This window comes from Pseudomonas sp. PS01303 (assembly GCF_029959385.1).
In the GTDB taxonomy this organism is placed as follows: Bacteria; Pseudomonadota; Gammaproteobacteria; order Pseudomonadales; family Pseudomonadaceae; genus Aquipseudomonas; species Aquipseudomonas rustica.
In genome coordinates this window covers 26104-49049 of the sequence record NZ_JASCPK010000025.1, presented here as the reverse complement: position 1 = coordinate 49049, position 22946 = coordinate 26104, and the positions used below count along the sequence as shown (strand labels likewise).

The 22946-nt window shown below is 58.8% G+C and carries 23 protein-coding genes and 1 tRNA gene; 15 read left to right on the top strand and 9 right to left on the bottom strand.

The annotated features are described in order from the left end of the window. Window positions 1-95 precede the first annotated feature (95 nt). The 15 genes from QMX93_RS10465 to nadA all read left to right on the top strand — a co-directional run bounded on the left by QMX93_RS10465 (window position 96) and on the right by nadA (window position 11819). Window positions 96-842, top strand: coding sequence for a YebC/PmpR family DNA-binding transcriptional regulator (locus QMX93_RS10465; RefSeq protein ID WP_282355449.1), 747 nt, complete (start codon window positions 96-98; stop codon window positions 840-842). A 156-nt stretch (window positions 843-998) separates the two neighbouring features. Next, window positions 999-1526, top strand: a complete 528-nt coding sequence (ruvC, locus tag QMX93_RS10460; RefSeq protein ID WP_008080220.1) for a crossover junction endodeoxyribonuclease RuvC — start codon at window positions 999-1001, stop codon at window positions 1524-1526. Window positions 1527-1640: 114 nt separating this feature from the next. Then, on the top strand, window positions 1641-2249 hold the full coding sequence (ruvA, locus tag QMX93_RS10455; protein ID WP_053123081.1) for a Holliday junction branch migration protein RuvA: 609 nt from the start codon (window positions 1641-1643) through the stop codon (window positions 2247-2249). Continuing rightward, on the top strand, window positions 2250-3311 hold the full coding sequence (gene ruvB / locus QMX93_RS10450; protein ID WP_053123079.1) for a Holliday junction branch migration DNA helicase RuvB: 1062 nt from the start codon (window positions 2250-2252) through the stop codon (window positions 3309-3311). A gap of 127 nt (window positions 3312-3438) precedes the next feature. Continuing rightward, on the top strand, window positions 3439-3906 hold the full coding sequence (gene ybgC / locus QMX93_RS10445) for a tol-pal system-associated acyl-CoA thioesterase (RefSeq protein WP_053123077.1): 468 nt from the start codon (window positions 3439-3441) through the stop codon (window positions 3904-3906). Continuing rightward, window positions 3896-4591, top strand: a complete 696-nt coding sequence (gene tolQ / locus QMX93_RS10440; protein ID WP_008080223.1) for a protein TolQ — start codon at window positions 3896-3898, stop codon at window positions 4589-4591. Before ybgC ends, tolQ begins: the two co-directional genes overlap by 11 nt. A gap of 23 nt (window positions 4592-4614) precedes the next feature. Continuing rightward, a complete protein-coding gene (tolR, locus tag QMX93_RS10435) occupies window positions 4615-5067 on the top strand; it encodes a protein TolR (protein WP_161806672.1) in 453 nt (150 codons plus the stop codon). Then, window positions 5067-6146 carry a cell envelope integrity protein TolA gene (gene tolA / locus QMX93_RS10430; protein ID WP_053123075.1) on the top strand — a complete coding sequence of 360 codons (1080 nt, stop codon included), beginning with the start codon at window positions 5067-5069 and terminating at the stop codon, window positions 6144-6146. Before tolR ends, tolA begins: the two co-directional genes overlap by 1 nt. Before the next feature lie 17 nt (window positions 6147-6163). Beyond that, window positions 6164-7444, top strand: a complete 1281-nt coding sequence (gene tolB / locus QMX93_RS10425) for a Tol-Pal system beta propeller repeat protein TolB (protein ID WP_282355462.1) — start codon at window positions 6164-6166, stop codon at window positions 7442-7444. A 52-nt stretch (window positions 7445-7496) separates the two neighbouring features. Further along, window positions 7497-7994, top strand: coding sequence for a peptidoglycan-associated lipoprotein Pal (pal, locus tag QMX93_RS10420; RefSeq protein WP_003178634.1), 498 nt, complete (start codon window positions 7497-7499; stop codon window positions 7992-7994). A gap of 6 nt (window positions 7995-8000) precedes the next feature. Then, window positions 8001-8843 carry a tol-pal system protein YbgF gene (ybgF, locus tag QMX93_RS10415; protein ID WP_053123074.1) on the top strand — a complete coding sequence of 281 codons (843 nt, stop codon included), beginning with the start codon at window positions 8001-8003 and terminating at the stop codon, window positions 8841-8843. A 166-nt stretch (window positions 8844-9009) separates the two neighbouring features. After that, on the top strand, window positions 9010-9657 hold the full coding sequence (gene queE, locus QMX93_RS10410; protein ID WP_159812532.1) for a 7-carboxy-7-deazaguanine synthase QueE: 648 nt from the start codon (window positions 9010-9012) through the stop codon (window positions 9655-9657). 1 nt (window position 9658) lies between these two features. Then, window positions 9659-10351 carry a 7-cyano-7-deazaguanine synthase QueC gene (gene queC, locus QMX93_RS10405; RefSeq protein ID WP_053123071.1) on the top strand — a complete coding sequence of 231 codons (693 nt, stop codon included), beginning with the start codon at window positions 9659-9661 and terminating at the stop codon, window positions 10349-10351. A gap of 62 nt (window positions 10352-10413) precedes the next feature. Then, window positions 10414-10489: transfer RNA gene (locus QMX93_RS10400), tRNA-Lys, on the top strand. Window positions 10490-10760: 271 nt separating this feature from the next. Continuing rightward, entirely contained in the window at window positions 10761-11819 is a 1059-nt protein-coding gene (nadA, locus tag QMX93_RS10395; protein WP_008080237.1) for a quinolinate synthase NadA, read from the top strand. Between the two features lie 82 nt (window positions 11820-11901). Here nadA and QMX93_RS10390 read toward each other — a convergent pair whose 3' ends face one another. The 9 genes from QMX93_RS10390 to arcC form a co-directional block, all read right to left on the bottom strand. After that, window positions 11902-12390, bottom strand: coding sequence for an RDD family protein (locus QMX93_RS10390; protein WP_282355437.1), 489 nt, complete (start codon window positions 12388-12390; stop codon window positions 11902-11904). A 97-nt stretch (window positions 12391-12487) separates the two neighbouring features. After that, window positions 12488-12700 carry a cold-shock protein gene (locus QMX93_RS10385; RefSeq protein WP_003227496.1) on the bottom strand — a complete coding sequence of 71 codons (213 nt, stop codon included), beginning with the start codon at window positions 12698-12700 and terminating at the stop codon, window positions 12488-12490. Between the two features lie 404 nt (window positions 12701-13104). Next, window positions 13105-14229 carry a glycine cleavage system aminomethyltransferase GcvT gene (gene gcvT / locus QMX93_RS10380; protein WP_282355436.1) on the bottom strand — a complete coding sequence of 375 codons (1125 nt, stop codon included), beginning with the start codon at window positions 14227-14229 and terminating at the stop codon, window positions 13105-13107. A gap of 167 nt (window positions 14230-14396) precedes the next feature. After that, complete coding sequence (locus tag QMX93_RS10375) at window positions 14397-15773, bottom strand: L-serine ammonia-lyase (RefSeq protein WP_282355434.1); 1377 nt, start codon at window positions 15771-15773, stop codon at window positions 14397-14399. A gap of 181 nt (window positions 15774-15954) precedes the next feature. Beyond that, the gene (gene gcvP / locus QMX93_RS10370; protein WP_282355432.1) at window positions 15955-18807 is read right to left on the bottom strand and encodes an aminomethyl-transferring glycine dehydrogenase; all 2853 of its coding nucleotides are present in this window, start codon (window positions 18805-18807) and stop codon (window positions 15955-15957) included. An 11-nt stretch (window positions 18808-18818) separates the two neighbouring features. Next, window positions 18819-19202 carry a glycine cleavage system protein GcvH gene (gcvH, locus tag QMX93_RS10365; protein WP_180698637.1) on the bottom strand — a complete coding sequence of 128 codons (384 nt, stop codon included), beginning with the start codon at window positions 19200-19202 and terminating at the stop codon, window positions 18819-18821. Between the two features lie 576 nt (window positions 19203-19778). Beyond that, entirely contained in the window at window positions 19779-21287 is a 1509-nt protein-coding gene (locus QMX93_RS10360; RefSeq protein ID WP_212543892.1) for a sigma-54-dependent transcriptional regulator, read from the bottom strand. A gap of 229 nt (window positions 21288-21516) precedes the next feature. Next, window positions 21517-21879 (bottom strand): DUF5064 family protein, encoded by a 363-nt coding sequence (locus tag QMX93_RS10355; protein WP_053123058.1) that lies wholly within the window; start codon window positions 21877-21879, stop codon window positions 21517-21519. 62 nt (window positions 21880-21941) lie between these two features. After that, complete coding sequence (arcC, locus tag QMX93_RS10350) at window positions 21942-22871, bottom strand: carbamate kinase (RefSeq protein WP_053123056.1); 930 nt, start codon at window positions 22869-22871, stop codon at window positions 21942-21944. Window positions 22872-22946 lie beyond the last annotated feature (75 nt).

Below are 22946 nucleotides of genomic sequence, written 5' to 3'. Positions count from 1 at the left end.
TTTTTCTATCTATAGAAAGCAGGTCGAGATTTTTTGTGTGCTGGCCGCTGCATGAGCAGGGCGGGCAACGTTTCAAAGAGAATTCGGAGCGAGTTATGGCTGGTCATTCCAAGTGGGCGAACATCAAGCACCGCAAAGAACGTCAGGATGCCAAAAGGGGCAAGATCTTCACCAAGTGGATCCGCGAACTGACCGTTGCGGCCCGTCAGGGCGGCGGTGATCCGGGCTCCAACCCGCGTCTGCGTCTGGCGCTGGATAAAGCGCTGAGCGCAAACATGAGCCGCGACATCATCGACCGTGCCGTTGCACGTGGCGCCGGTGCGACCGAAGCGGACAACGTTGAAGAGCTGACCTACGAAGGCTACGGCCCGGGCGGCGTAGCGGTGTTGGTCGAGTGCATGACCGACAACCGCAACCGTACCGCCGCAGCCGTGCGCCATGCGTTCAGCAAGTGCGGTGGCAACCTTGGCACCGACGGCTCGGTGGCGTATCTGTTCGAACGTAAAGGCCAGATCAGCTTTGCGCCGGGCGTCGATGAAGACGCACTGACCGAAGCGGCGCTGGAAGCCGATGCCGATGACGTGGTTGCACACGAAGACGGTTCGATCGACGTGTTCACCTCGTTCACCAGTTTCTACGCGGTGCGTACCGCGCTGGAAGCGGCCGGCTTCAAGGGTGATGACGCGGAAATCGTCATGCAGCCGACCACCAGCGCCGAGCTGGATCTGGAAGGCGCGGAGAAGGTGCTCAAGCTGATCGACATGCTTGAGGATCTGGACGACGTGCAGAACGTCTACTCCAACGCGGACATTCCGGAAGACGTGGCTGCTCAGCTCGGTTGATGTAAATAGAAAGGTCGCAGTTTTTGCTGGCTCTACACTTCACCTGTAGGAGCTGCCGAAGGCTGCGATCTTTGTGTTTTTAAAAGATCAAAAGATCGCAGCCTTCGGCAGCTCCTACCTGTACCCTCAGCTTTCGCATCAATTTCTGCAGGCGTTATGACTTTAATTCTTGGTATCGACCCCGGTTCGCGCATCACCGGTTACGGGATTGTTCGTGATACCGGGCGTGGCGGCTGTATCTATGTGGCTTCCGGCTGCATCCGCACCGGTGCGGGCGAGCTGCACGAACGGCTGCAAATCGTTTATCGCGGCGTGCGTGAAATCATTCAGACCTACGGCCCGGTCACCATGGGCATCGAAAAAGTCTTCATGGCGAAGAACGCCGACTCTGCATTGAAACTCGGTCAGGCCCGTGGCGCGGCGATTGTCGCTGGCGCCGAAGAGAGCCTGGAGATCGCCGAGTACACGGCGACTCAGGTCAAGCAGGCCGTGGTGGGCACCGGCGCGGCCAATAAAGAACAAGTGCAGATGATGGTCATGCACATGCTCAAACTGACCGCCAAACCGCAAATCGATGCATCCGACGCCCTGGCCATTGCCATTTGCCACGCGCACACCCGCTCCAGTCTGCTGCCGCACGGCTTGGGCACTGCACGCAGTCGTGGCGGGCGCCTGCGTCTCTGATAGCATCAGCATCAAATTTCCCGAAAGCGGATGCTTGCGCCTGTGTCGTCGGCCCGAAATCCGCGTTTCGACAGTCGCCAGCCCACGGTTGGCCAACGCTCAAGGATCTGAAACGTGATTGGACGCTTGCGCGGCACCCTGGCTGAGAAACAGCCGCCGCACCTGATTCTGGATGTAAACGGGCTCGGGTATGAGCTGGAAGTACCGATGACCACGCTTTATCGTCTGCCGTCGGTCGGTGAACCGCTGACCCTGCACACCCATTTGGTCGTACGCGAAGACGCGCAACTGCTCTATGGTTTTTCCGGTAAACGTGAGCGAGACTTTTTTCGCGAGTTGATCCGTCTCAATGGTGTCGGGCCAAAACTGGCCCTGGCGTTGATGTCGAGCCTGGAAGTCGACGAGTTGATCCGCTGCGTGCAATCCCAGGACACCTCGGCGCTGACCAAGGTGCCGGGCGTTGGCAAGAAGACGGCCGAGCGTTTGCTGGTCGAGCTGAAAGATCGCTTTAAGGCGTGGGAAACTTCGCCGGCTATGTTTGCGCTGGTGCCGAATCAGCCGGATGGCCCGGCGCCGGTCAATACCGCCGAGAACGATGCCGTCAGCGCGTTGATTTCCCTGGGTTACAAACCGCAGGAAGCGAGCAAGGCGATTTCCGCGATCAAGGACAAGAATTTGAGCAGTGAAGACATGATTCGCCGCGCCCTGAAGGGAATGATTTAAGTGATTGAAGCTGATCGTCTGATCGCCGCCGCGCACAGCCCGCGTGAGCGCGAAGAAGTCCAGGATCGGGCCATTCGCCCGGTCAGTCTGGCCGACTATATTGGCCAGCCGACCGTGCGCGAGCAGATGGAATTGTTCATCCAGGCCGCGCGTGGCCGCAGTGAATCCCTCGACCACACGCTGATCTTCGGCCCGCCGGGCTTGGGTAAAACCACGCTGGCCAACATCATTGCCCAGGAAATGGGCGTGTCGATCAAGAGTACCTCGGGCCCGGTGCTTGAACGTCCGGGTGATCTCGCGGCATTGCTGACCAACCTTGAACCGCACGACGTGTTGTTTATCGATGAAATCCATCGCCTGTCGCCGATCGTGGAAGAAGTGCTGTACCCGGCGATGGAAGATTTCCAGCTCGACATCATGATCGGCGAAGGGCCGGCGGCGCGTTCGATCAAGCTTGATCTGCCACCGTTTACCCTGGTCGGTGCCACGACGCGCGCCGGTATGCTGACCAACCCGCTGCGTGACCGCTTCGGTATCGTCCAGCGTCTTGAGTTCTACAGCACCGCCGATCTGTCGACGATTGTCAGTCGTTCGGCGGCTATTCTCGGTTTGCCACTGGATCCGGAAGGCGCCTTTGAAATCGCTCGCCGTGCCCGTGGTACGCCGCGTATCGCCAACCGTTTGTTGCGGCGCGTGCGTGATTTTGCTGAAGTCCGCGCCAAAGGGCACATCACCAAGTCGGTCGCCGATTTGGCGTTGAACCTGTTGGACGTTGATGAACATGGCTTCGACCATCAGGATCGGCGTCTACTGTTGACCATGATCGAGAAGTTCGACGGCGGGCCGGTCGGTATCGATAGTCTGGCGGCGGCGATCAGCGAAGAGCGCCACACCATTGAAGACGTGCTGGAGCCGTACCTGATTCAACAGGGCTACATCATGCGCACACCACGGGGCAGGGTGGTGACCCGGCATGCGTACCTGCATTTCGGTTTAAACATTCCGTCACGAATGGGCGAAATGCCCGTGGCAGACGAGTTTCTCGATGCCGTGGACGATTAATACACATTTGTTGTCGATTTATTCAGGGTTTGTACTGTCAGACGACGGTACTTTTGCGTTAAAGCTTTGAAACCATGAAAAACAGTTGCCTGGCCGGATTGGCAACCTGAGGAGTAAGCACTAGAGTATGCGCGCGCAAAACGGGCTTGGGCCGTTCGCACATCGTTGTCGCGTTTATTACGAGGACACCGATGCGGGCGGCATCGTGTATTACGTTAATTACCTCAAGTTTATGGAACGGGCTCGAACCGAGCGGCTGCGTGAACTGGGCTTTGCCCAATCGCAGTTGGCAGGGGAGGATCTGTTGTTTGTCGTGCATTCCAGCGAAGCGCGTTACCACGCGCCGGCGCGACTGGATGACGAACTGCTGGTAAGCGCTGAAGTAATCGAATTGAACCGTGCCAGCCTGCGCTTTAAACAGCAGGTCAGGCGGGCTACGGATAATGTGCTGCTCTGTGAAGGGCAGTTTTTGGTGGCCTGTGTGCGCACTAACAGTTTGAAACCCCGGGCCCTTCCCGAAGACTTGCGTGCGGCCTTTGCCGACGCGGTCGGCCCGGGTACACACTCAAAGCAGGAGATAAAGCGTGGAAGCTAACGTCGTCGACCATTCCTCCATGTGGAGCCTGGTCAGCAATGCCAGCATCGTGGTGCAGTTGGTAATGTTGACCCTGGTGGCCGCATCGGTGACCTCATGGATCATGATCTTTCAGCGTAGCAATCTGCTGCGTGCCGGTCGACGCGCCCTGGAGAGCTTCGAAGAGCGCTTCTGGTCGGGTATCGATCTGTCCAAACTGTACCGTCAGGCGGGCAGCAACCCGGATCCGGATTCGGGCGTCGAGCAAATCTTCCGCGCCGGTTTCAAAGAGTTCTCGCGTCTGCGTCAGCAGCCAGGTGTCGATCCTGAAGCGGTGATGGAAGGTGTGGCCCGTGCCATGCGCGTTGCCATTTCCCGTGAAGAAGAGAAACTCGAGCAGAGCCTGCCGTTCCTCGCCACCGTTGGTTCGGTCAGCCCGTACATCGGTCTGTTCGGTACTGTGTGGGGCATCATGAACTCCTTCCGCGGTCTGGCCAGCGCCCAGCAAGCAACCCTGGCCACTGTGGCCCCGGGGATCGCCGAAGCCCTGATCGCCACCGCGATCGGTCTGTTCGCCGCGATCCCTGCGGTTATCGCTTACAACCGTTTCGCCGCTCGCAGCGAAACCTTGCTGGGCCGCTACTACACCTTCGCCGATGAATTCCAGGCGATCCTGCACCGCAAAGTGCACACCAGCGAAGAATAAGCAGGTAATTTCCAATGGCTTTAATCGCTCGAGCTCGCAAAAAGCGCAAGCCGGTCGCCGAGATGAACGTGGTGCCTTACATCGACGTGATGTTGGTGCTGCTGGTCATCTTCATGGTGACCGCGCCGATGCTCAATCAGGGCGTGAAAGTTGATCTGCCCAAGGTTTCCAGCGAAGCCTTGCCGCAGGACAACAACACGCAAGTCCTGACCATTTCGATCAAGGCTGACAAGACCTACTACTGGAACCTTGGCAGCGAAGTCGATACCGAGAAGCAACAGGACAGGGCCATGACCCTGCCGCAAATGACCGACGCGGTGACCAAGATCATTCGTGCCGGCACCGAAGGCGGCAAGCGTACCCAGGTCTTCATCCGCGGTGACAAGACCGTCGATTATGGTTCCGTCATGGGCGCCATGGGCGGGTTGCAGAAAGCCGGGGTCGGTAATGTTGGTTTGATTACCGAGGCCCCCTGATGCAGCAACAGCGAGAGCCGTCCGCCTCGGAAAGCTACTTCTGGCCTAGTGTTCTGGCAATTGTCCTGCACGTGCTGGTGTTCGGCATGCTGTTCGTCAGTTTCGCCTTTACACCAGAGCTGCCGCCGGCCAAGCCGATTGTCCAGGCGACCCTGTACCAGCTGAAATCGAAAAGTCAGGCAACCACCCAGACCAATCAGAAGATTGCGGGTGAGGCGAAGAAATCCGCCGCGCGTCAGACCGAAGTCGAGCAGATGGAGCAGAAAAAGGTCGAGCAGGAAGAGATCAAGGCTGCGGCGGAACAAAAGAAAGAAGAAGCGGCTCAAAAAGCCGAGGAAGCCAAGAAGGCCGACGAGTCGAAAAAAGCGGACGAAGCGAAAAAGGCTGATGAAGCCAAAAAAGCCGACGACGCGAAAAAGGCTGAGGCGAAAAAGGCAGAAGAGAAACAATTGGCTGATATAGCCAAGAAGAAAGCCGAAGACGAAGCCAAAAAGGCTGCTGAAGAAGAGGCCAAGAAAGCGGCCGCTGAAGAAGCCAAGAAGAAGATTGTCGAAGACGCGAAGAAGAAAGCCGCCGACGACGCCAAGAAGAAAGCTGAAGCTGACGAGGCGAAGAAGAAAGTCGCCGACGAAGCGAAGAAGAAAGCTGCTGCCGATGCTGCGAAGAAGAAAGCGCAGGATGCGGCACGTAAATCGACCGAAGACAAAAAGGCTCAGGCCTTGGCCGATTTGCTTTCCGACACGCCGCAGCGCCAGCAGGCTTTGGCGGATGAGCAGGGTGACGAAGTCGCGGGCAGTTTCGATGACCTGATTCGTGCGCGAGCAGCAGAAGGTTGGGCTCGACCACCTTCGGCACGTAAAGGCATGACGGTCGTGCTGCAAATCGGCATGTTGCCGGACGGTACGGTGACTTCGGTCAGCGTGTCCAAGTCCAGCGGCGATGGTCCGTTTGATGCTTCGGCAGTGGCGGCAGTGAAGAATATTGGACGTTTGACAGAAATGCAGGGAATGAAGCCGAGCGATTTCGCTCCGTATCGTTCATTCAAGATGACATTCACACCTGAGGATCTAGCCTTGTGAGAAACCTTCTTCGAGGAATGCTGGTCGTGATCTGCTGCATGGCAGGGATCGCGATGGCTGATGAAAAGAACATTCTGGTTACCAGCGGCAGTGATCGGGCTACTCCGATCGCGGTTATACCGTTTGGTATGCAGGGCGGTGCCGTCCTGCCGGACGACATGGCTGAAATCATTGGTAACGATTTGCGTAACTCGGGCTACTACTCGCCGATTCCAAAGCAAAACATGATCAGCCAGCCAAGCCAGCCGAGCGAAATCATCTTCCGTGACTGGAAGGCGGTGGGTGCTCAATACATGATGGTCGGCAGCATTGCTCCAGCCGGCGGTCGCCTGCAGGTGCAATGGGCACTGTTCAACGTTGCCACCGAACAGAAAGTGGCTGACGGCAGTGTCTCCGGTACCACGGATCAAATCCGCGACATGGCGCACTTCATTGCTGACCAGTCGTTCGAAAAACTCACCGGTATCCCGGGTGCGTTCTCGACTCGCCTGCTGTACGTAACGGCCGAGCGTTTCTCCGAGAAGAACACTCGCTACACCCTGCAACGTTCGGACTACGACGGTGCTCGCGCCGTGACTCTGCTGCAATCGCGTGAGCCGATCCTGTCGCCGCGTTTCGCACCGGATGGCAAGCGCATCGCTTATGTTTCGTTTGAACAGCGCCGTCCGCGCATCTTCATGCAGAACATCGACACCGGTCGTCGTGAGCAGATCACCAACTTCGAAGGTTTGAACGGTGCACCGGCCTGGTCGCCGAATGGTGATCGTCTGGCGTTCGTCCTGTCGAAAGACGGTAACCCGGACATTTACGTGATGAACCTGGCTTCGCGTCAGATCACTCGCGTGACCGCAGGTCCAGGCATCAACACCGAACCGTACTGGGGCAAGGATGGTTCGACCATCTACTTCACTTCGGATCGCGGCGGCAAGCCACAGATCTACAAAACCAGCGCCAGTGGCGGCGGTGCGGAGCGAGTGACCTTCATCGGTAACTACAACGCCAACCCTAAATTGTCGGCGGATGAAAAGACCCTGGTGATGATCCATCGTCAGGACGGTTTCACCAATTTCAAGGTGGCAGCCCAGGATTTGCAGCGAGGTAGTGTAAAGATCCTCACTGATAGCACTCTGGACGAGTCGCCTACTGTTGCGCCCAACGGCACCATGGTAATCTACGCCACCCGCCAACAGGGCCGGGGAGTCTTGATGCTCGTGTCCATTAATGGACGCGTTAGGCTCCCGCTTCCTACCGCTCAAGGCGAAGTCAGAGAACCGTCCTGGTCCCCTTACCTGAAGTGAGCGGGCGCTACACGTTTTACTTAACACACTGGGGTTCATTAGGAGTTTCACGATGGAAATGCTGAAGTTTGGTAAATTTGCTGCGCTGGCTCTGGCCATGGCTGTAGCTGTAGGTTGCTCGTCCAAAGGCGGCGACAACGCCGGTGAAGGCGCTGTTGATCCAAACGCTGGTTACGGCGCAAACACTGGTGCCGTTGACGGTTCCCTGAGCGAAGAAGCTGCTCTGCGCGCAATCACCACCTTCTACTTCGAATACGACAGCTCGGACCTGAAGCCAGAAGCCATGCGCGCTCTGGACGTTCACGCCAAAGACCTGAAAGCAAACGGCGCTCGCGTTGTTCTGGAAGGCAACACCGACGAACGTGGTACTCGTGAGTACAACATGGCACTGGGCGAGCGTCGTGCGAAAGCCGTTCAACGCTACCTGGTACTGCAAGGTGTTTCCCCAGCTCAGCTGGAACTGGTTTCCTACGGCGAAGAGCGTCCAGTTGCTACCGGCAACGACGAGCAGTCCTGGGCTCAAAACCGTCGCGTCGAACTGCGTAAGTAATTCGATATGCGAACGTGCCGTCGTGCTGTAACTGTTCTGGCTCTCAGCCTCGCGCCGCTTGCGGCGTGGGCTGCGGTTCCTGTGGTCGATGACAACTCCGGTTATAACAATAGCGGGAGCAGTTATCCGCCTGCAGGTTACGGTACGAACGGCGCCTATGCCGGGGGAGCGGCTTCGGCCCCTGCCTCGGCACAAGGCATGCTGTTCAACCAATTGCAACAGATGCAGGATCAGATCTCGCGCCAGCAAGGCGTGATTGAAGAACTGCAGAATCAGGTTGCGCGCATGAAGCAGGAATCCCTGGAGCGATACCAGGATCTTGATCGGCGCATAGGATCCGGTGCTGCACCTGCCGCGACTCCCGAGAATTCTTCTGCCGGTGGCGACGCAAGCGCTGCTGCCGGTGCTGCCGCTGGTGCAGGGGCTGCTGCTGCAGCAACCCAGGCCCCGGCTGCGGGTAGCGAACCGGCTGATCCGGCCAAAGAAAAGCTGTATTACGATGCCGCTTTCGACCTGATCAAAGCCAAGGATTTCGACAAGGCCAGCCAGGCTTTTGCCGCTTTCCTGCGCAAATACCCGAACAGCCAATACGCGGGCAACGCCCAGTACTGGTTGGGCGAAGTCAACCTGGCCAAAGGCGATCTGCAAGGTGCGGGTCAGGCTTTCGCCAAGGTTTCGCAGCTGTATCCCAAGCACGCCAAAGTGCCGGATTCGCTGTACAAGCTGGCTGATGTAGAGCGCCGCCTTGGTCACACCGACAAGGTCAAAGGCATTCTGCAGCAAGTGGTGGCCCAATATCCGGGTACCTCCGCCGCTCAGTTGGCCCAACGCGATCTGCAACGCATGTAAGGCCGTTTGACCTTTCAAGAAGAAACCCGCGCTTGTCGCGGGTTTTTTCGTTAGAATTCACGCCCTTTTTCTGAAACACGCTTCTTGCGGTCTACGCGTTGGCGGGATTGCCTGAAGTGCCTGACGGAGGCGGACAGCCTGTTTAGCTGTTACGCCCGTGGCGACTATGCAAGACACATTGAGAATCACCGAAGTTTTCTACTCTTTGCAGGGGGAAACGCGGACTGCCGGGCTGCCCACTGTTTTTGTGCGCCTGACCGGTTGCCCTTTGCGTTGCCAATACTGCGACAGCGCCTATGCGTTCAGTGGCGGCACCGTGCGCAGCCTCGACGACATCCTCGAGCAAGTGGCCGGATTTCGTCCGCGCTACGTTTGTGTCACCGGCGGTGAGCCGCTGGCACAACCCAATGCCATTCCTCTGCTTAAACAGTTGTGTGATGCCGGTTACGAGGTCTCGCTGGAAACCAGCGGCGCCCTCGACGTCTCGGCGGTCGATCCGCGCGTCAGTCGCGTGGTTGACCTGAAAACGCCGGGTTCGAAAGAAGCCCATCGCAACCGTTACGAAAATATCGAATTGCTGACCCCCAACGATCAGGTGAAGTTTGTCATCTGCTCGCGGGAAGACTATGACTGGGCGGTATCGAAACTGATTCAGTACGGGCTTGATCGACGTGCGGGCGAAGTGCTGTTTTCGCCAAGTCATCATGACCTCAATGCCAGGGATCTGGCGGACTGGGTGGTGGCAGACAACCTGCCAGTGCGGTTGCAACTGCAGCTGCATAAATATCTATGGAATGATGAGCCGGGGCGCTGATATGACTGAACAACTGAACACTAACGAAAAACGTGCGGTAATCCTGCTGTCCGGTGGTCTCGACTCGGCAACGGTCGTGGCCATGGCCCGCGCTGAAGGTTACGCCTGCTACACCATGAGCTTCGACTACGGTCAGCGCTCCCACGCCGAATTGCACGCCGCTGCACGCGTCGCCCGCGATTTGGGTGTGGTCGAGCACAAAGTGATTGGCCTGAACCTGAACGGCATGGGCGGCTCGGCCCTGACCGACACCAGCATCGACATTCCGGAAGAACTCGGCGAAGGCATTCCGGTGACCTACGTGCCGGCACGTAATACCGTGTTCCTGTCGTTGGCATTGGGTTGGGCAGAAGTGCTTGGCGCGCGCGACATCTTTATCGGTGTGAACGCGGTGGACTATTCCGGTTACCCGGATTGCCGTCCCGAGTTCATCGAGTCGTTCGAGCGCATGGCCAACCTGGCAACCAAGGCTGGCGTGGAAGGCAATGGCTTCCGCATCCAGGCGCCGTTGCAGAACCTGAGCAAGGCGCAGATCGTCCAGGCCGGCGTGAAGCTGGGCGTTGATTATGGTCTCACCGTTTCCTGCTATCAGGCCGACGATGAAGGTCGCGCGTGCGCCAAATGCGACAGCTGCCGCCTGCGTGCGGAAGGCTTCGCGGCCGCTGGTGTGGACGACCCAACACCTTATTTTTGATTATTTTCAAAAAGGTGTTGAATAGTCCTTAAAAATCAGTATTATACGCGCCACCACACAGCGGGTCGTTAGCTCAGTTGGTAGAGCAGTTGGCTTTTAACCAATTGGTCGTAGGTTCGAATCCCACACGACCCACCATTTTTGGCGGTTTAGAAAATCCGGAAGGCCCACGCAAGTGAGGATTTCCGGGTTTTTTTTTGCCTGCAATTCGGCCCCGCGTCGTTTCAGTGGCAGCAGCGCTGACGCAGGTCAGAATGATCTTTTGTATCAACGGGATATTCTGTAGCCTTGCGCAGCTTCAATGCTGTCCGTGCCTGATAATACTCACTCTCCCGGCGGTACCCTCAAGCGGTCCGGAGCCGGGTGTATACTCGACTTTCGCGCGAACGCGCCTGCAGGTCTTGCGAACATGACGCAGATTTCCGAACGCCTTCTGGTTCAAGCCCACCTCGATGCCAAACAGCCCAAACCGCTGACGGCTGAGGAAGAGGCTTATTACCGTGCCGCCATCGCCGCCGAGCTCAAGGCTCAGGACGCGGTGCTGGTTGCCCACTTTTATTGCGACCCGGTGATTCAGGCTCTGGCCGAAGAAACCGGCGGTTGCGTGTCCGACTCCCTGGAAATGGCGCGCTTCGGCAACGCCCACCCGGCCAAGACCGTGGTGGTCGCCGGCGTGAAGTTCATGGGCGAGACCGCGAAGATTCTCAACCCGGAAAAACGCGTGCTGATGCCGACGCTTGAGGCGACCTGCTCGCTGGATCTGGGTTGCCCGGTCGACGAGTTCTCGGCGTTCTGCGATCAGCACCCGGAACGTACGGTGGTGGTCTACGCCAACACCTCCGCTGCTGTTAAAGCGCGAGCCGACTGGGTGGTGACATCGAGTTGCGCGCTGGAGATCGTCGAAAGCCTGATGGACAACGGCGAGACGATTATCTGGGGCCCTGACAAGCACCTGGGGACGTACATCCAGCGCAAGACTGGCGCCGACATGCTGTTGTGGGACGGTGCCTGTATCGTCCACGAGGAGTTCAAGTCCAAGCAGCTCGAAGACATGAAAGCGCTGTACCCGGACGCCGCGATTCTGGTGCACCCGGAGTCACCGACCTCGGTGATTGAGCTGGCAGACGCCGTGGGCTCAACCAGTCAGCTGATTGCCGCTGCACAGTCGTTGCCGAACAAGACGCTGATCGTTGCGACCGATCGTGGCATCTTCTACAAGATGCAGCAGCTGTGCCCGGACAAGGTCTTCATCGAGGCGCCAACCGCCGGTAACGGCGCAGCATGCCGCAGTTGCGCACATTGCCCGTGGATGGCCATGAACACCCTTGAGCGCACGCTGAAGAGCTTGAAGGAAGGCACGAACGAGATCTTTGTCGATCCGGCGCTGATTCCGCAGGCAATTCGCCCGTTGAAGCGCATGCTCGACTTCACCCAGGCTGCACGGATGAAGCTCGCCGGTAACGCCTAAAAGCAAAAGATCGCAGCCTTCGGCAGCTCCTACATTGATCCCTGTAGGAGCTGCCGAAGGCTGCGATCTTTTTTGTGGGCGCTTACTTTTGTTTCTTCGGGATTCGCACCACGCGCGTATCCGAATAGATGTCATGCCACGTGCGTTTCTGCTTGTCGTACAGCGACCAGAAGAAACCCATCCCCACGCACAGCCACGACGCAATCGACACCATAAACCGCAACAGTGCCTGCCACAGGCTGATCGCGCTGCCATCCGCGTTTTGCACGCGAATCCCCCACACCTGCATTCCCAGTGTCTGCCCGCCGTGGGTCCAGAACTTGGCAAAGAATCCAAACAGCACCAACAACAGTACCGTCGAATACAGCGGATCGCCGTCCATTTTTCCGGCATCGGTCAGCACGCGCAGGCGTTCTTCGCCGATGATCGCGGCCTGGATCAGTTTGTAAATGAAACCGGTGACGATCAACAGTGCCGTGCACAGCAGAAAGTCATAGAACATCGCGGCCAGACGGCGGCCCAGGCCAACGGCAGGAAAATCGCCCTGGGGAGTGAGCAGGTTTTTCGACATGGCAGCCTCTGGACGCGAAAGGAAGCGCCATTTTACGGGTTCGCGCGCACAAAAAAGCCCCTGATATCAATATCAGGGGCTTTTTCGTTACAGAAGATTAGGCTTCTGCTTGTACTTCGTCAGCCTGCATGCCTTTCTGGCCCTGCACAGCAACGAAAGTCACTTTCTGGCCTTCTTTCAGGCTCTTGAAGCCGTTGCCCTGAATGGCGCGGAAATGCACGAACAGATCCGGACCGCTTTCTGGAGTGATAAAACCAAAACCTTTCTCGTCGTTAAACCACTTGACGGTACCGCTCTGACGTGTGGACATTTCTTATTTCCTTTGACGCAAAAATTAATGACAGTCTCTTTCACATGAAAGAGTACTGGGGCTGGTTGCAGGAGAGTAAGAAGACGTCGAACGGGATGTAGCTAACTTGTAGGCTACTGCCCAGGTCACGATTCAAAGCTGACCCATGCAAACACAGTGAACAAACTCTACGCCAACTACGGGAGAAAAAACAAGCCCCCGTGAAGGCCCCGGTTTCCCTACGCTTGATGGCAATTAGTCAGTTCACTAGTGCGGCTTAGGCGATTCGCTTGTTCAATTGTTTTCGATCGTTATAAGCAAAGTTCATATTCGAATAGAAGGGTGGGAGATGCACTGTTTTATGGCGGTTGCGTTACACATTAGTGCACGTTTAACGCAACCGCGTTACTTATAGAAACAGTCAATCAACCACGGTAGTAGCGTTGCGGAACAAATGGCATTTTGCTTACAAGCATTGGCACCTTTTTCCCACGCACGATGGCCCATACGACGGTATCGATCGCGTTATAAGCCTTGTCGAGGTAACCCATCGCCAAAGGCCCGCCGAGAGTCGGACCGAAACCGCCGCTGCACACGCTGCCGATGATCTCGCCGGCTTCGTTGACGATTTCAGCGCCTTCGCGCACCGGGGTACGTTCTTGCGGCAGCAGGCCGACGCGTTTACGTGCGACGCCATTCTGTTGCTGTGCGAATACCTGCTCTGCACCCGGGAAACCACCGGCCCGCGCGCCGTCTGCACGACGGGGCTTGGAGATCGCCCACAACAGGCTGGCTTCGATCGGTGTGGTTTCGGTGTTCATGTCGTGACCGTACAAGCACAGGCCGGCTTCGAGGCGCAGCGAATCGCGGGCGCCGAGGCCGATGGCCTGGACTTCCGGTTCGGCGAGCAGGGCACGGGCGAGTTTTGCTGCATCGGCGGCAGGAACGGAGATTTCGAAACCGTCTTCACCAGTGTAGCCCGAGCGGCTGACGAAGCAGTCCACGCCCAGCAACGACACGCGGTTGAATTGCATGAAGGTCATCTTCGCGACTTCCGGTGCAAGGCGCGCCAGCACCGTAACGGCTGCCGGGCCTTGCAGCGCCAGCAGGGCGCGCTCTTCGAACAGCTCTGTAATGGTGCACTGGTCGCCGATGTGTTTTTGCAGATGGGCGAGATCCTGATCCTTGCACGCGGCGTTGACCACCAGGAACAGTTCGTCGTTGCCGAGGTTGGCGACCATCAGGTCATCGAGGATGCCGCCGGTCTCGTTGGTGAACATGGCGTAACGCTGCATGCCCACCGGCAGGTCGATGATGTCCACCGGTACCAGGGTTTCCAGGGCTTTGGCGGCGTTGGCGCCGGTCAGGCGGATCTGGCCCATGTGCGAGACGTCGAACAGCCCGGCGTGTTCACGGGTGTGCTGGTGTTCTTTCATCACGCCGAGCGGGTATTGCACCGGCATGTCATAGCCGGCGAACGGCACCATGCGGGCGCCGAGTTCGATGTGCAGGGCGTGAAGTGGAGTTTTCGACAGTTGTTCGGTGGACATGCGTGGCTCCTTGAAAATTTGGGTTTGGGGTAAGGGCAAGATCAAGATCAAAAGCCCCTCACCCCAGCCCTCTCCCGGAGGGAGAGGGAGTTAGTTACGTTTCTCTCCCGGAGGGAGAGGGGGCTAAGTGCGATCGTCTCCCTGAGGGAGGCGACGTTAAATAAGGTTCAGCATTCAATGATGTTGACCGCCAGACCGCCGCGGGCGGTCTCTTTGTATTTGCTTTTCATGTCGGCGCCGGTCTGACGCATGGTGCGGATGACTTTGTCGAGGGAGACGAAATGCTGGCCGTCGCCGCGCATGGCCATGCGCACCGCGTTGATGGCTTTCACCGAGCCCATCGCATTGCGCTCGATGCACGGCACCTGCACCAACCCGCCAATCGGATCGCAGGTGAGGCCGAGGTTGTGCTCCATGCCGATTTCTGCGGCGTTCTCGACTTGCTGAACACTGCCACCGAGCACTTCACACAACGCGCCGGCGGCCATAGAACAGGCCACGCCGACTTCACCCTGACAACCGACTTCGGCGCCGGAGATCGAGGCGTTTTCCTTGTAGAGAATGCCGATGGCCGCAGCGGTCAGCAGAAACCGCACCACGCCGTCGTCATTCGCGCCGGGGATAAAACGCATGTAGTAATGCAGCACCGCCGGAATAATCCCCGCCGCACCGTTGGTGGGTGCAGTGACCACGCGCCCACCGTTGGCGTTTTCTTCATTGACGGCGAGGGCGTAAAGGTTGACCCAGTCGAGCACCGACAACGGGTCGCGCAGCGCCGATTCCGGGTTTTTGCACAGTTGCCGGTGCAACGCTGCCGCTCGGCGTTTGACCTTCAAACCACCGGGCAAAATACCTTCGTTACGGCAACCGGCAGCGACGCAGTCCTGCATCACTTGCCAGATGTTCAGCAGGCCGGCGCGGGTTTCCGCTTCCGGGCGCCAGGCGCTTTCGTTGGTCAGCATCACTTGGCTGATCGATAGACCGTAAGTGGCGCAATGACTGAGCAAGTCCTTGGCACTTTTGAACGGGAAGGTTAGCGGCGTCGCGTCTTCGACGATGCGGTCGGCACCGGCCGCGTCTTCATCGACGACAAAACCACCACCGACCGAGTAGTACTCGCGGCTGCGGATCTGCAGCCCGGCCGCATCGAAGGCGCGGAAGATCATGCCGTTGGGGTGATAGGCCAGCGGCTTGCGGATCATCGCCAGGTGTTCTTTCTCGTTGAACGCAATGCTGTGTTCACCGAGCAGGTTCAAGCGAGCGTTGCCGCGAATTTCCTGCAGGCGCGCGGCGACGGTTTCGGTATCAACAGTGTCCGGGTGTTCGCCTTCGAGGCCGAGCAGCACGGCTTTGTCGCTGCCGTGACCTTTGCCAGTGGCGCCGAGGGAACCGTACAACTCGACACGAACGCTGGCGGTGGCCGTCAGCAGGTTTTCACGGCGTAAACCTTCGGCGAAACGCGCAGCAGCACGCATCGGGCCGACGGTGTGGGAACTGGAGGGGCCGATGCCAATCTTGAACAGGTCGAACACGCTTAACGACATGAGGGGGGGCTCCTGCGGAGCAGTTGTGAGCTTCAAGTTGCAAGCTACAAGTAAAAGCGGATCGGGTTTTTCCTTGCTGTTTCTGCAAGGCCGCAGTGCATGCAGCAAGACACAAGCCGCAAGTAAAAAGCAGATCAGCCCTTACTTGCAGCTTGTAGCTCAAAGCTCGCAACTGCTTCTCTTAAGCGTAGCTTTCGATCGACGGGCAGGCGCAGACCAGGTTGCGGTCGCCGAAGACGTTGTCGACACGACCGACCGGTGGCCAGTATTTGCCTTCAACCAACGATGCAACCGGGTAAACCGCTTGTTCGCGGCTGTACGGGTGCGTCCACTCGCCAACCAGTTCCGCTGCGGTGTGCGGAGCGTTTTTCAGTGGGTTGTCGTCCTTGTCCAGCGTGCCGTTTTCCACCGCGCGGATTTCTTCGCGGATGCGGATCATGGCGTCGCAGAAGCGGTCCAGTTCTTCCTTGGATTCGCTTTCGGTCGGCTCGATCATCAGCGTGCCGGCGACCGGGAAGGACATGGTCGGCGCGTGGAAGCCGAAGTCGATCAGGCGCTTGGCGACGTCATCAACGCTGATGCCGCTGCTGTCTTTCAACGGACGCAGATCCAGAATGCACTCATGCGCCACCAGACCGTTGCTGCCGGTGTACAGCACTGGGTAGTGCTCTTCGAGGCGACGTGAAATGTAGTTGGCATTGAGGATCGCCAACTGCGAAGCGCGCTTCAAACCGGCGCCGCCCATCATGCGAATGTACATCCAAGTGATCGGCAGAATGCTTGCGCTGCCGAACGGTGCTGCGCAGACCGCGCCTTCCTTGCGTTCCATCTGGCCGTGGCCGGGCAGGAACGGGGTCAGGTGCGATTTCACGCCAATCGGGCCAACGCCCGGGCCGCCACCGCCGTGGGGGATGCAGAAGGTTTTGTGCAGGTTCAGGTGGGAGACGTCGCCGCCGAACTTGCCCGGTGCGCAGAGACCGACCATCGCGTTCATGTTGGCGCCGTCGATGTACACCTGGCCGCCGTTGTCATGAATGATCCCGCAGATTTCGCGGATGCCTTCTTCGAACACGCCGTGGGTCGACGGGTAAGTGATCATCAGCGCGGCGAGGTGTTCGCGGTGCTCGATGGCTTTGGCGCGCAAGTCTTCGATATCAACGTTGCCGCGGGCATCGCACGCAGTCACGACCACGCGCATGCCAGCCATGTTGGCGGTGGCCGGGTTAGTGCCGTGGGCGGAAGACGGGATCAGGCAGATGTCGCGGCGCTCATCGCCACGGCTCTGGTGATAAGCGCGGATGGCGAGCAGGCCAGCGTATTCACCTTGCGAACCGGCGTTCGGTTGCAGCGAGATCGCGTCGTAACCGGTGGCGGCGCAAAGCATCGCTTCCAGTTCGTCGGTCAGTTGCTGGTAACCGGCGCTCTGTGCGGCTGGGGCGAACGGGTGCAGGGCACCGAATTCAGCCCAGGTCACCGGGATCATTTCGCTGGCGGCGTTGAGTTTCATGGTGCACGAGCCCAGCGGGATCATGGTGCGATCCAGTGCCAGATCCTTGTCCGCCAGTTTGCGCAGGTAGCGCATCAGCTCGGTTTCCGAGTGATAACGGTTGAACACCGGGTGGCTGAGGATTGGCGACTGACGTACCAGCGACGCAGGAATGGTGCTCAGTACCGAGGCGGCCAGCGCAGCGAAATCCGGCAGGGTTTTGCCGTCAGCGAACAGGCCCCACAGGGTTTCGATATCAGCCTGCGTGGTGGTTTCATCGACCGACAGGCCCAGACGCTGAGCGTCAACCACGCGCAGGTTGATCTGTGCAGCGTGCGCCTTGTCGTGCAGCGCGGCGGTTTGCGCGCCAGTGGCCACGGTCAGGGTGTCGAAGAAACTGGCTTGTTCGACGTTCGCGCCCAGCGCGGTCAGGCCCTTGGCCAGAATCGCGGTCAGGTGATGAACGCGGTTGGCGATCTGCGTCAGGCCTTTCGGGCCGTGGTAGACGGCGTACATGCTGGCGATGTTGGCCAGCAGCACCTGTGCGGTGCAGATGTTCGAGGTGGCCTTCTCGCGACGGATGTGTTGTTCGCGAGTTTGCATCGCCAGACGCAGGGCCGGCTTGCCGAAACGGTCAACCGAAACACCGACCAGACGGCCCGGCATGTCGCGCTTGAACGCATCTTTGGTGGAGAAGTAAGCGGCGTGCGGGCCACCGAAGCCCAGCGGCACGCCGAAGCGTTGTGCCGAACCGATGGCGACGTCAGCGCCGAATTCGCCCGGGGCGGTCAGCAGGGTCAGGGCCAGCAGGTCAGCGGCCACGGCCACCAAGGCGTTGGCGGCGTGGAAGCGTTCGGTCAGTTCGCGGTAGTCGAACACGTCACCGTTGGCGGCCGGGTATTGCAGCAGCGCGCCGAAGAACGGCGTCACGTCAGTCAGTTCACGCTCATCGCCCACAACAACTTCAATGCCAAGTGGCTCGGCACGGGTGCGCAGTACGTCGAGGGTTTGCGGATGGCTGTGGATCGAGGCGAAGAATTGGTGACTGCCCTTGTTCTTGCTCAGGCGTTTGCAGAAGGTCATGGCTTCGGCAGCGGCGGTGGCTTCGTCGAGCAGCGAGGCGTTGGCGATCGGCAGGCCGGTTAGGTCGCTGATCATGGTCTGGAAGTTCAGCAACGCTTCGAGACGGCCCTGGGAAATTTCTGGCTGGTACGGCGTGTAAGCGGTGTACCAGGCCGGATTTTCCAGCAAGTTGCGCAGGATCGGCGACGGCGTGTGGCAGTTGTAGTAGCCCTGGCCGATGTAAGTCTTGAACAGCTGATTCTTGCCGGCGATGCCTTTGATCATCGCCAGGGCATCGGCTTCGCTGAGGCCGTCGTCCATGCCGAGCACGCTGGTGCCCTTGATGCTTTCCGGGATGACGCTGGCGCTCAGCGCTTCAAGCGAATCGAAGCCGAGGCTGTTGAGCATGGCTTGCTCGTCACCGGCGCGCGGGCCGATGTGACGGGCGATGAATTCGTTGGCGGTGCCAAGGTTTACTTGAGTCATGTCGGTGTTCCTCAGGCTTCGGCTTGGGCTTTGATCAGACGGTCGTACGCGTCCTGATCGAGCAGTTTGCCGACAGCGGCGGCGTCGCTTGGCTGGAAGCGGAAGAACCAGCCTTCGCCCAGCGGATCTTCGTTGACCAGTTCCGGGCTGTCTTCCAGCGCCGGGTTGGTTGCCAGCACTTCGCCGTCGAGGGGCATGTACACGCCGCTGGCGGCTTTCACCGATTCCACGGTGGCGGCTTCAGCGCCTTTGTCGTACGCCTGCAATTCAGGCAGTTGCACGAACACCACGTCGCCCAAGGCGTTCTGCGCGAAAGCGGTGATGCCGACAGTAACGCTGCCGTCAGCTTCGGTGCGCAGCCATTCGTGATCTTCAGTAAAACGCAACTCGCTCATGGAAACTCCTCAGGGGCCAGACTCGTCTGGTGGACGCGGTGGAAGGCTTGGGCAGGGAAGCCCTTTATTTATGAAAGGTTGATTAGCAAGAACGCGGCCAAGGTTGATTTATCGTTATAAATCAATGAGTTGAGTGATTTGGATGGATGTGACTCAGTGGCGTGTGTAGCGAAATCGCTACGGCACAAGGCGAGGAGAAAAGCTGAACCGGATCAAAGCCTTGCACAGCGGTGATCAGAGGAGGGTGTAACGACATCATTCCGCTGTAGCGCTTTCAGTACAGGCGGAGGTCGCTTTTAAGCAGTAACTACAAATGTCGGATTGGAAACCCGGACTGTAGGAGCTGCCGAAGGCTGCGATCTTGTCCCGGCCAATACACATCCAGAGTCAACAGATCGCAGCCTCCAGCAACTCCTACAGAAAACAATCTGGAACACAGTTCAAAATGTAGGAGCAGAGCTTGCTCGCGAAGGCGGTCTGTCAGTCGCCATTAATTGCAACTGAAAGGCCGCTTTCGCGAGCAAGCTCTGCTCCTACAAAGGCACGACATCGGATTTGCTGAATTTGCAAAGGGCGTTATGGCTTGTTGGGGATGCCGTACTTGCGCAACCGATGGGCGATAGCGGTATGCGAAGTCTGCAGGCGGCTCGCCAGTTGCCGGGTCGAGGGATAGCTGACGTAGAGTTTTTCCAGCAGCGCTTTCTCGAACGACTCGACCGCTTGTTCGAGGCTGTCGACATCGCTGTCAGTCTGCCGCGCCACCGAGGTGCCGGCGATGTCGAGGTCGCCGATGTCCACCAGGCTGCTTTCGCAAATCGCCGCCGCGCGGAAGATCACGTTCTGCAGTTGCCGCACGTTGCCCGGCCAGCGATTGCCGAGCAGCGCCGGGTAAGTGCCCGGGGCGAGGCGGCAGACCGGGCGCTGAATCTGCGCGCAGGCCTGCTGCATGAAGTAGCGCGCCAACAGCAGAATGTCCTGACCACGTTCACGCAGCGGCGGCACTTCCACGTTGAGCACGTTGAGGCGATAGAACAGATCCTCGCGGAACGACCCTTCGCTGACCATTTTTTCCAGATCGCGGTGGGTCGCGCTGAGGATGCGCACGTTGACCTTGACCTCTCGATCACCGCCCACGCGACGGAAGCTGCCGTCATTCAAGAAGCGCAGCAATTTCGCCTGCAAGTACGGCGACATCTCGCCGATCTCATCGAGAAACACCGTACCCTGGTTGGCCAGCTCCATCAGCCCCGGTTTGCCGCCACGCGCCGCACCGGTGAAGGCGCCGGGGGCGTAGCCGAACAGCTCGCTCTCGGCGAGGTTCTCCGGCAGCGCTGCGCAGTTCAGAGCAAGGAACGGCGCGTTGTGCCGCGCACTGATCGCGTGACAGGCGCGGGCGACCAGTTCTTTGCCGGTACCGGTTTCGCCTTGAATCAACAGCGGCGCATCGAGGGCTGCTACACGTTGAGCACGGGCCTTGAGCGTACGGATCGCCGGGGATTCGCCGAGCAGCGCATCGAAACCTTCGGCGTGATCGTGGTGCAGCGCCGAGAGCTGCTCGCCGATGCGGTTGGGTTGATACAACGTGAGCAGGGCGCCGGCGTCGGTGATTGGCGTGGCGTCGAGCAACAAGGTTTGACCGTTGACGGTGATTTCCCGCAGCGGCAGACGGAAGCCGTGTTCGAGCAGCGTGTCGAGCAGGCCGGGGTCGTTGAACAATTCGGAGACACTTTCGCCGGCCGGTTCGCGACCGTAGAGGGCGATCAAGGCCGGGTTGCCGAGCAAGACTTTGCCGGCGCTGTCGAGGGCTAGAACAGGATCGGTCATCGCCGCGAGCAAGGCATCGAGTTGCAAGTGCCGACGCTGGCCGGGGAGGATGTCGACCACGGTCACCGCTTCCACGCCGAGCACGCGGAACAACGCATCTTTCAGCTCTTCGAGCACTGTCGGGCTCAGGGTCGGCGCGTCGATGTAGACGTTCGGCGGGATCATCTCCACCGCATCCAGATTGAGGTTGCGCCCACCGAGGATAGCCAGGACTTCCTGGGTGATGCCAACGCGGTCGATGAAACTGACGTGGATACGCATGGGGCGGTTCAGTGATCTGCAGAGCGGAGGGTGGCAAGTATGCCTTGGGGCGGGCTAATGGTGAAATCTGTGTCCTGCGCTGATCGTTCCCATGCTCCGCGTGGGAATGCATCCCGTGACGCTCTGCGTCACAGCGGACGCGGAGCGTCCGTGGCGGCATTCCCACGCAGAGCGTGGGAACGATCAAATGTAGGAGCTGCCGAAGGCTGCGATCTTTTGATCTTGACGGTTACTCGAAATGCTCAGGATTAACCGGATCCCCGGACTGCATGTTCAGCTGCTTGCGGATGTCTTCAAACATCAGGTCGTAATGTTTGTGCACCGAGCCGATCTGGCTGTGCGTCTTGGGAATCCCGTATTTTTCGGCAATCCGGGTCACGTCGCGGGCGAAGTTGTAGGCCTCTTCCTTGGGCAGGAAAAACGTTTCCTTCATGTCCTTGCCCTGCATATTGCCGTGCAGGGTGAACTGTATCCCTTTGCCTTTTTGCGGATCGGTGAACACTTCATAGTCGAGGCAGACGTTGTAATTGACGTCATCGTCGGTCAACGCATGCCGCTCGATGTGCAAATGACCGGGTTCAAACTGGGCCATGAGGAACTCCTTTCAAGGCATGGAAAGAGGGCAGACCCTGGGCTTGCCCCCGCCGTTTCTAATTATCGGTAAGTGATGCCAGGCTTCGCTGTGGTCACGCGTGTACCGGCAGTGCCTTGGACAATCGCTTCGATGTCCGCCAGCGAACCGATCACCGCGACCTTGCCAGTATGGCGCGCAAATTCGCAGGCTGCCTGCACCTTCGGCCCCATCGAACCGGCGGCGAAACCGAGGCGCTCGAGTTCGTCCGGATGCGCTTCGGCGATGCCTTTCTGCGTTGGTTTGCCGTAATCAATGAACGCCGCGTTGACGTCGGTGGCGATCACCAGCAGATCCGCTTCCAGTTGCTCGGCGAGCAGCGAAGAGCACAGATCTTTGTCGATCACCGCTTCGATACCCTTGAGGTTGCGGTTCTCGTCATACATGGTCGGAATCCCGCCACCCCCGGCGCAAATCACGATGCTGCCCTTGTCCAGCAACCACTTGATCGGGCGGATTTCGAAGATGCGTTTTGGCCGTGGACTGGCCACGACACGACGGTACTTATCGCCATCCGGGGCAATCGCCCAGCCTTTTTCGGCGGCGAGTTTTTCCGCTTCGGCCTTGTCATAGACCGGGCCGATCGGTTTGGTTGGATTCTTGAACGCCGGGTCGTTGGCGTCGACTTCAACCTGAGTGAGGAGGGTGGCGAACGGCACTTCGAAGTCGAGCAGGTTGCCCAGTTCCTGTTCAATGATGTAGCCGATCATGCCTTCGGTTTCGGCACCGAGCACGTCCAGCGGGTAAGGAGTAACGGAGGTGTAAGCCGCCGCTTGCAGCGACAGCAGACCGACTTGCGGGCCATTGCCGTGGGCGATGACCAGTTGGTTGCCGGCATGGATTTTGGCGATTTGCTCGGTGGCGATGCGGATGTTGGCGCGCTGATTGTCAGCGGTCATCGGCTCACCACGGCGGAGCAGGGCGTTACCGCCCAGAGCTACGACGATACGCATGGTGCATGTCCTTTTCGTAGTGATCGTTCCCACGCTCTGCGTGGGAATGCCGCCACGGACGCTCCGCGTCCGCTG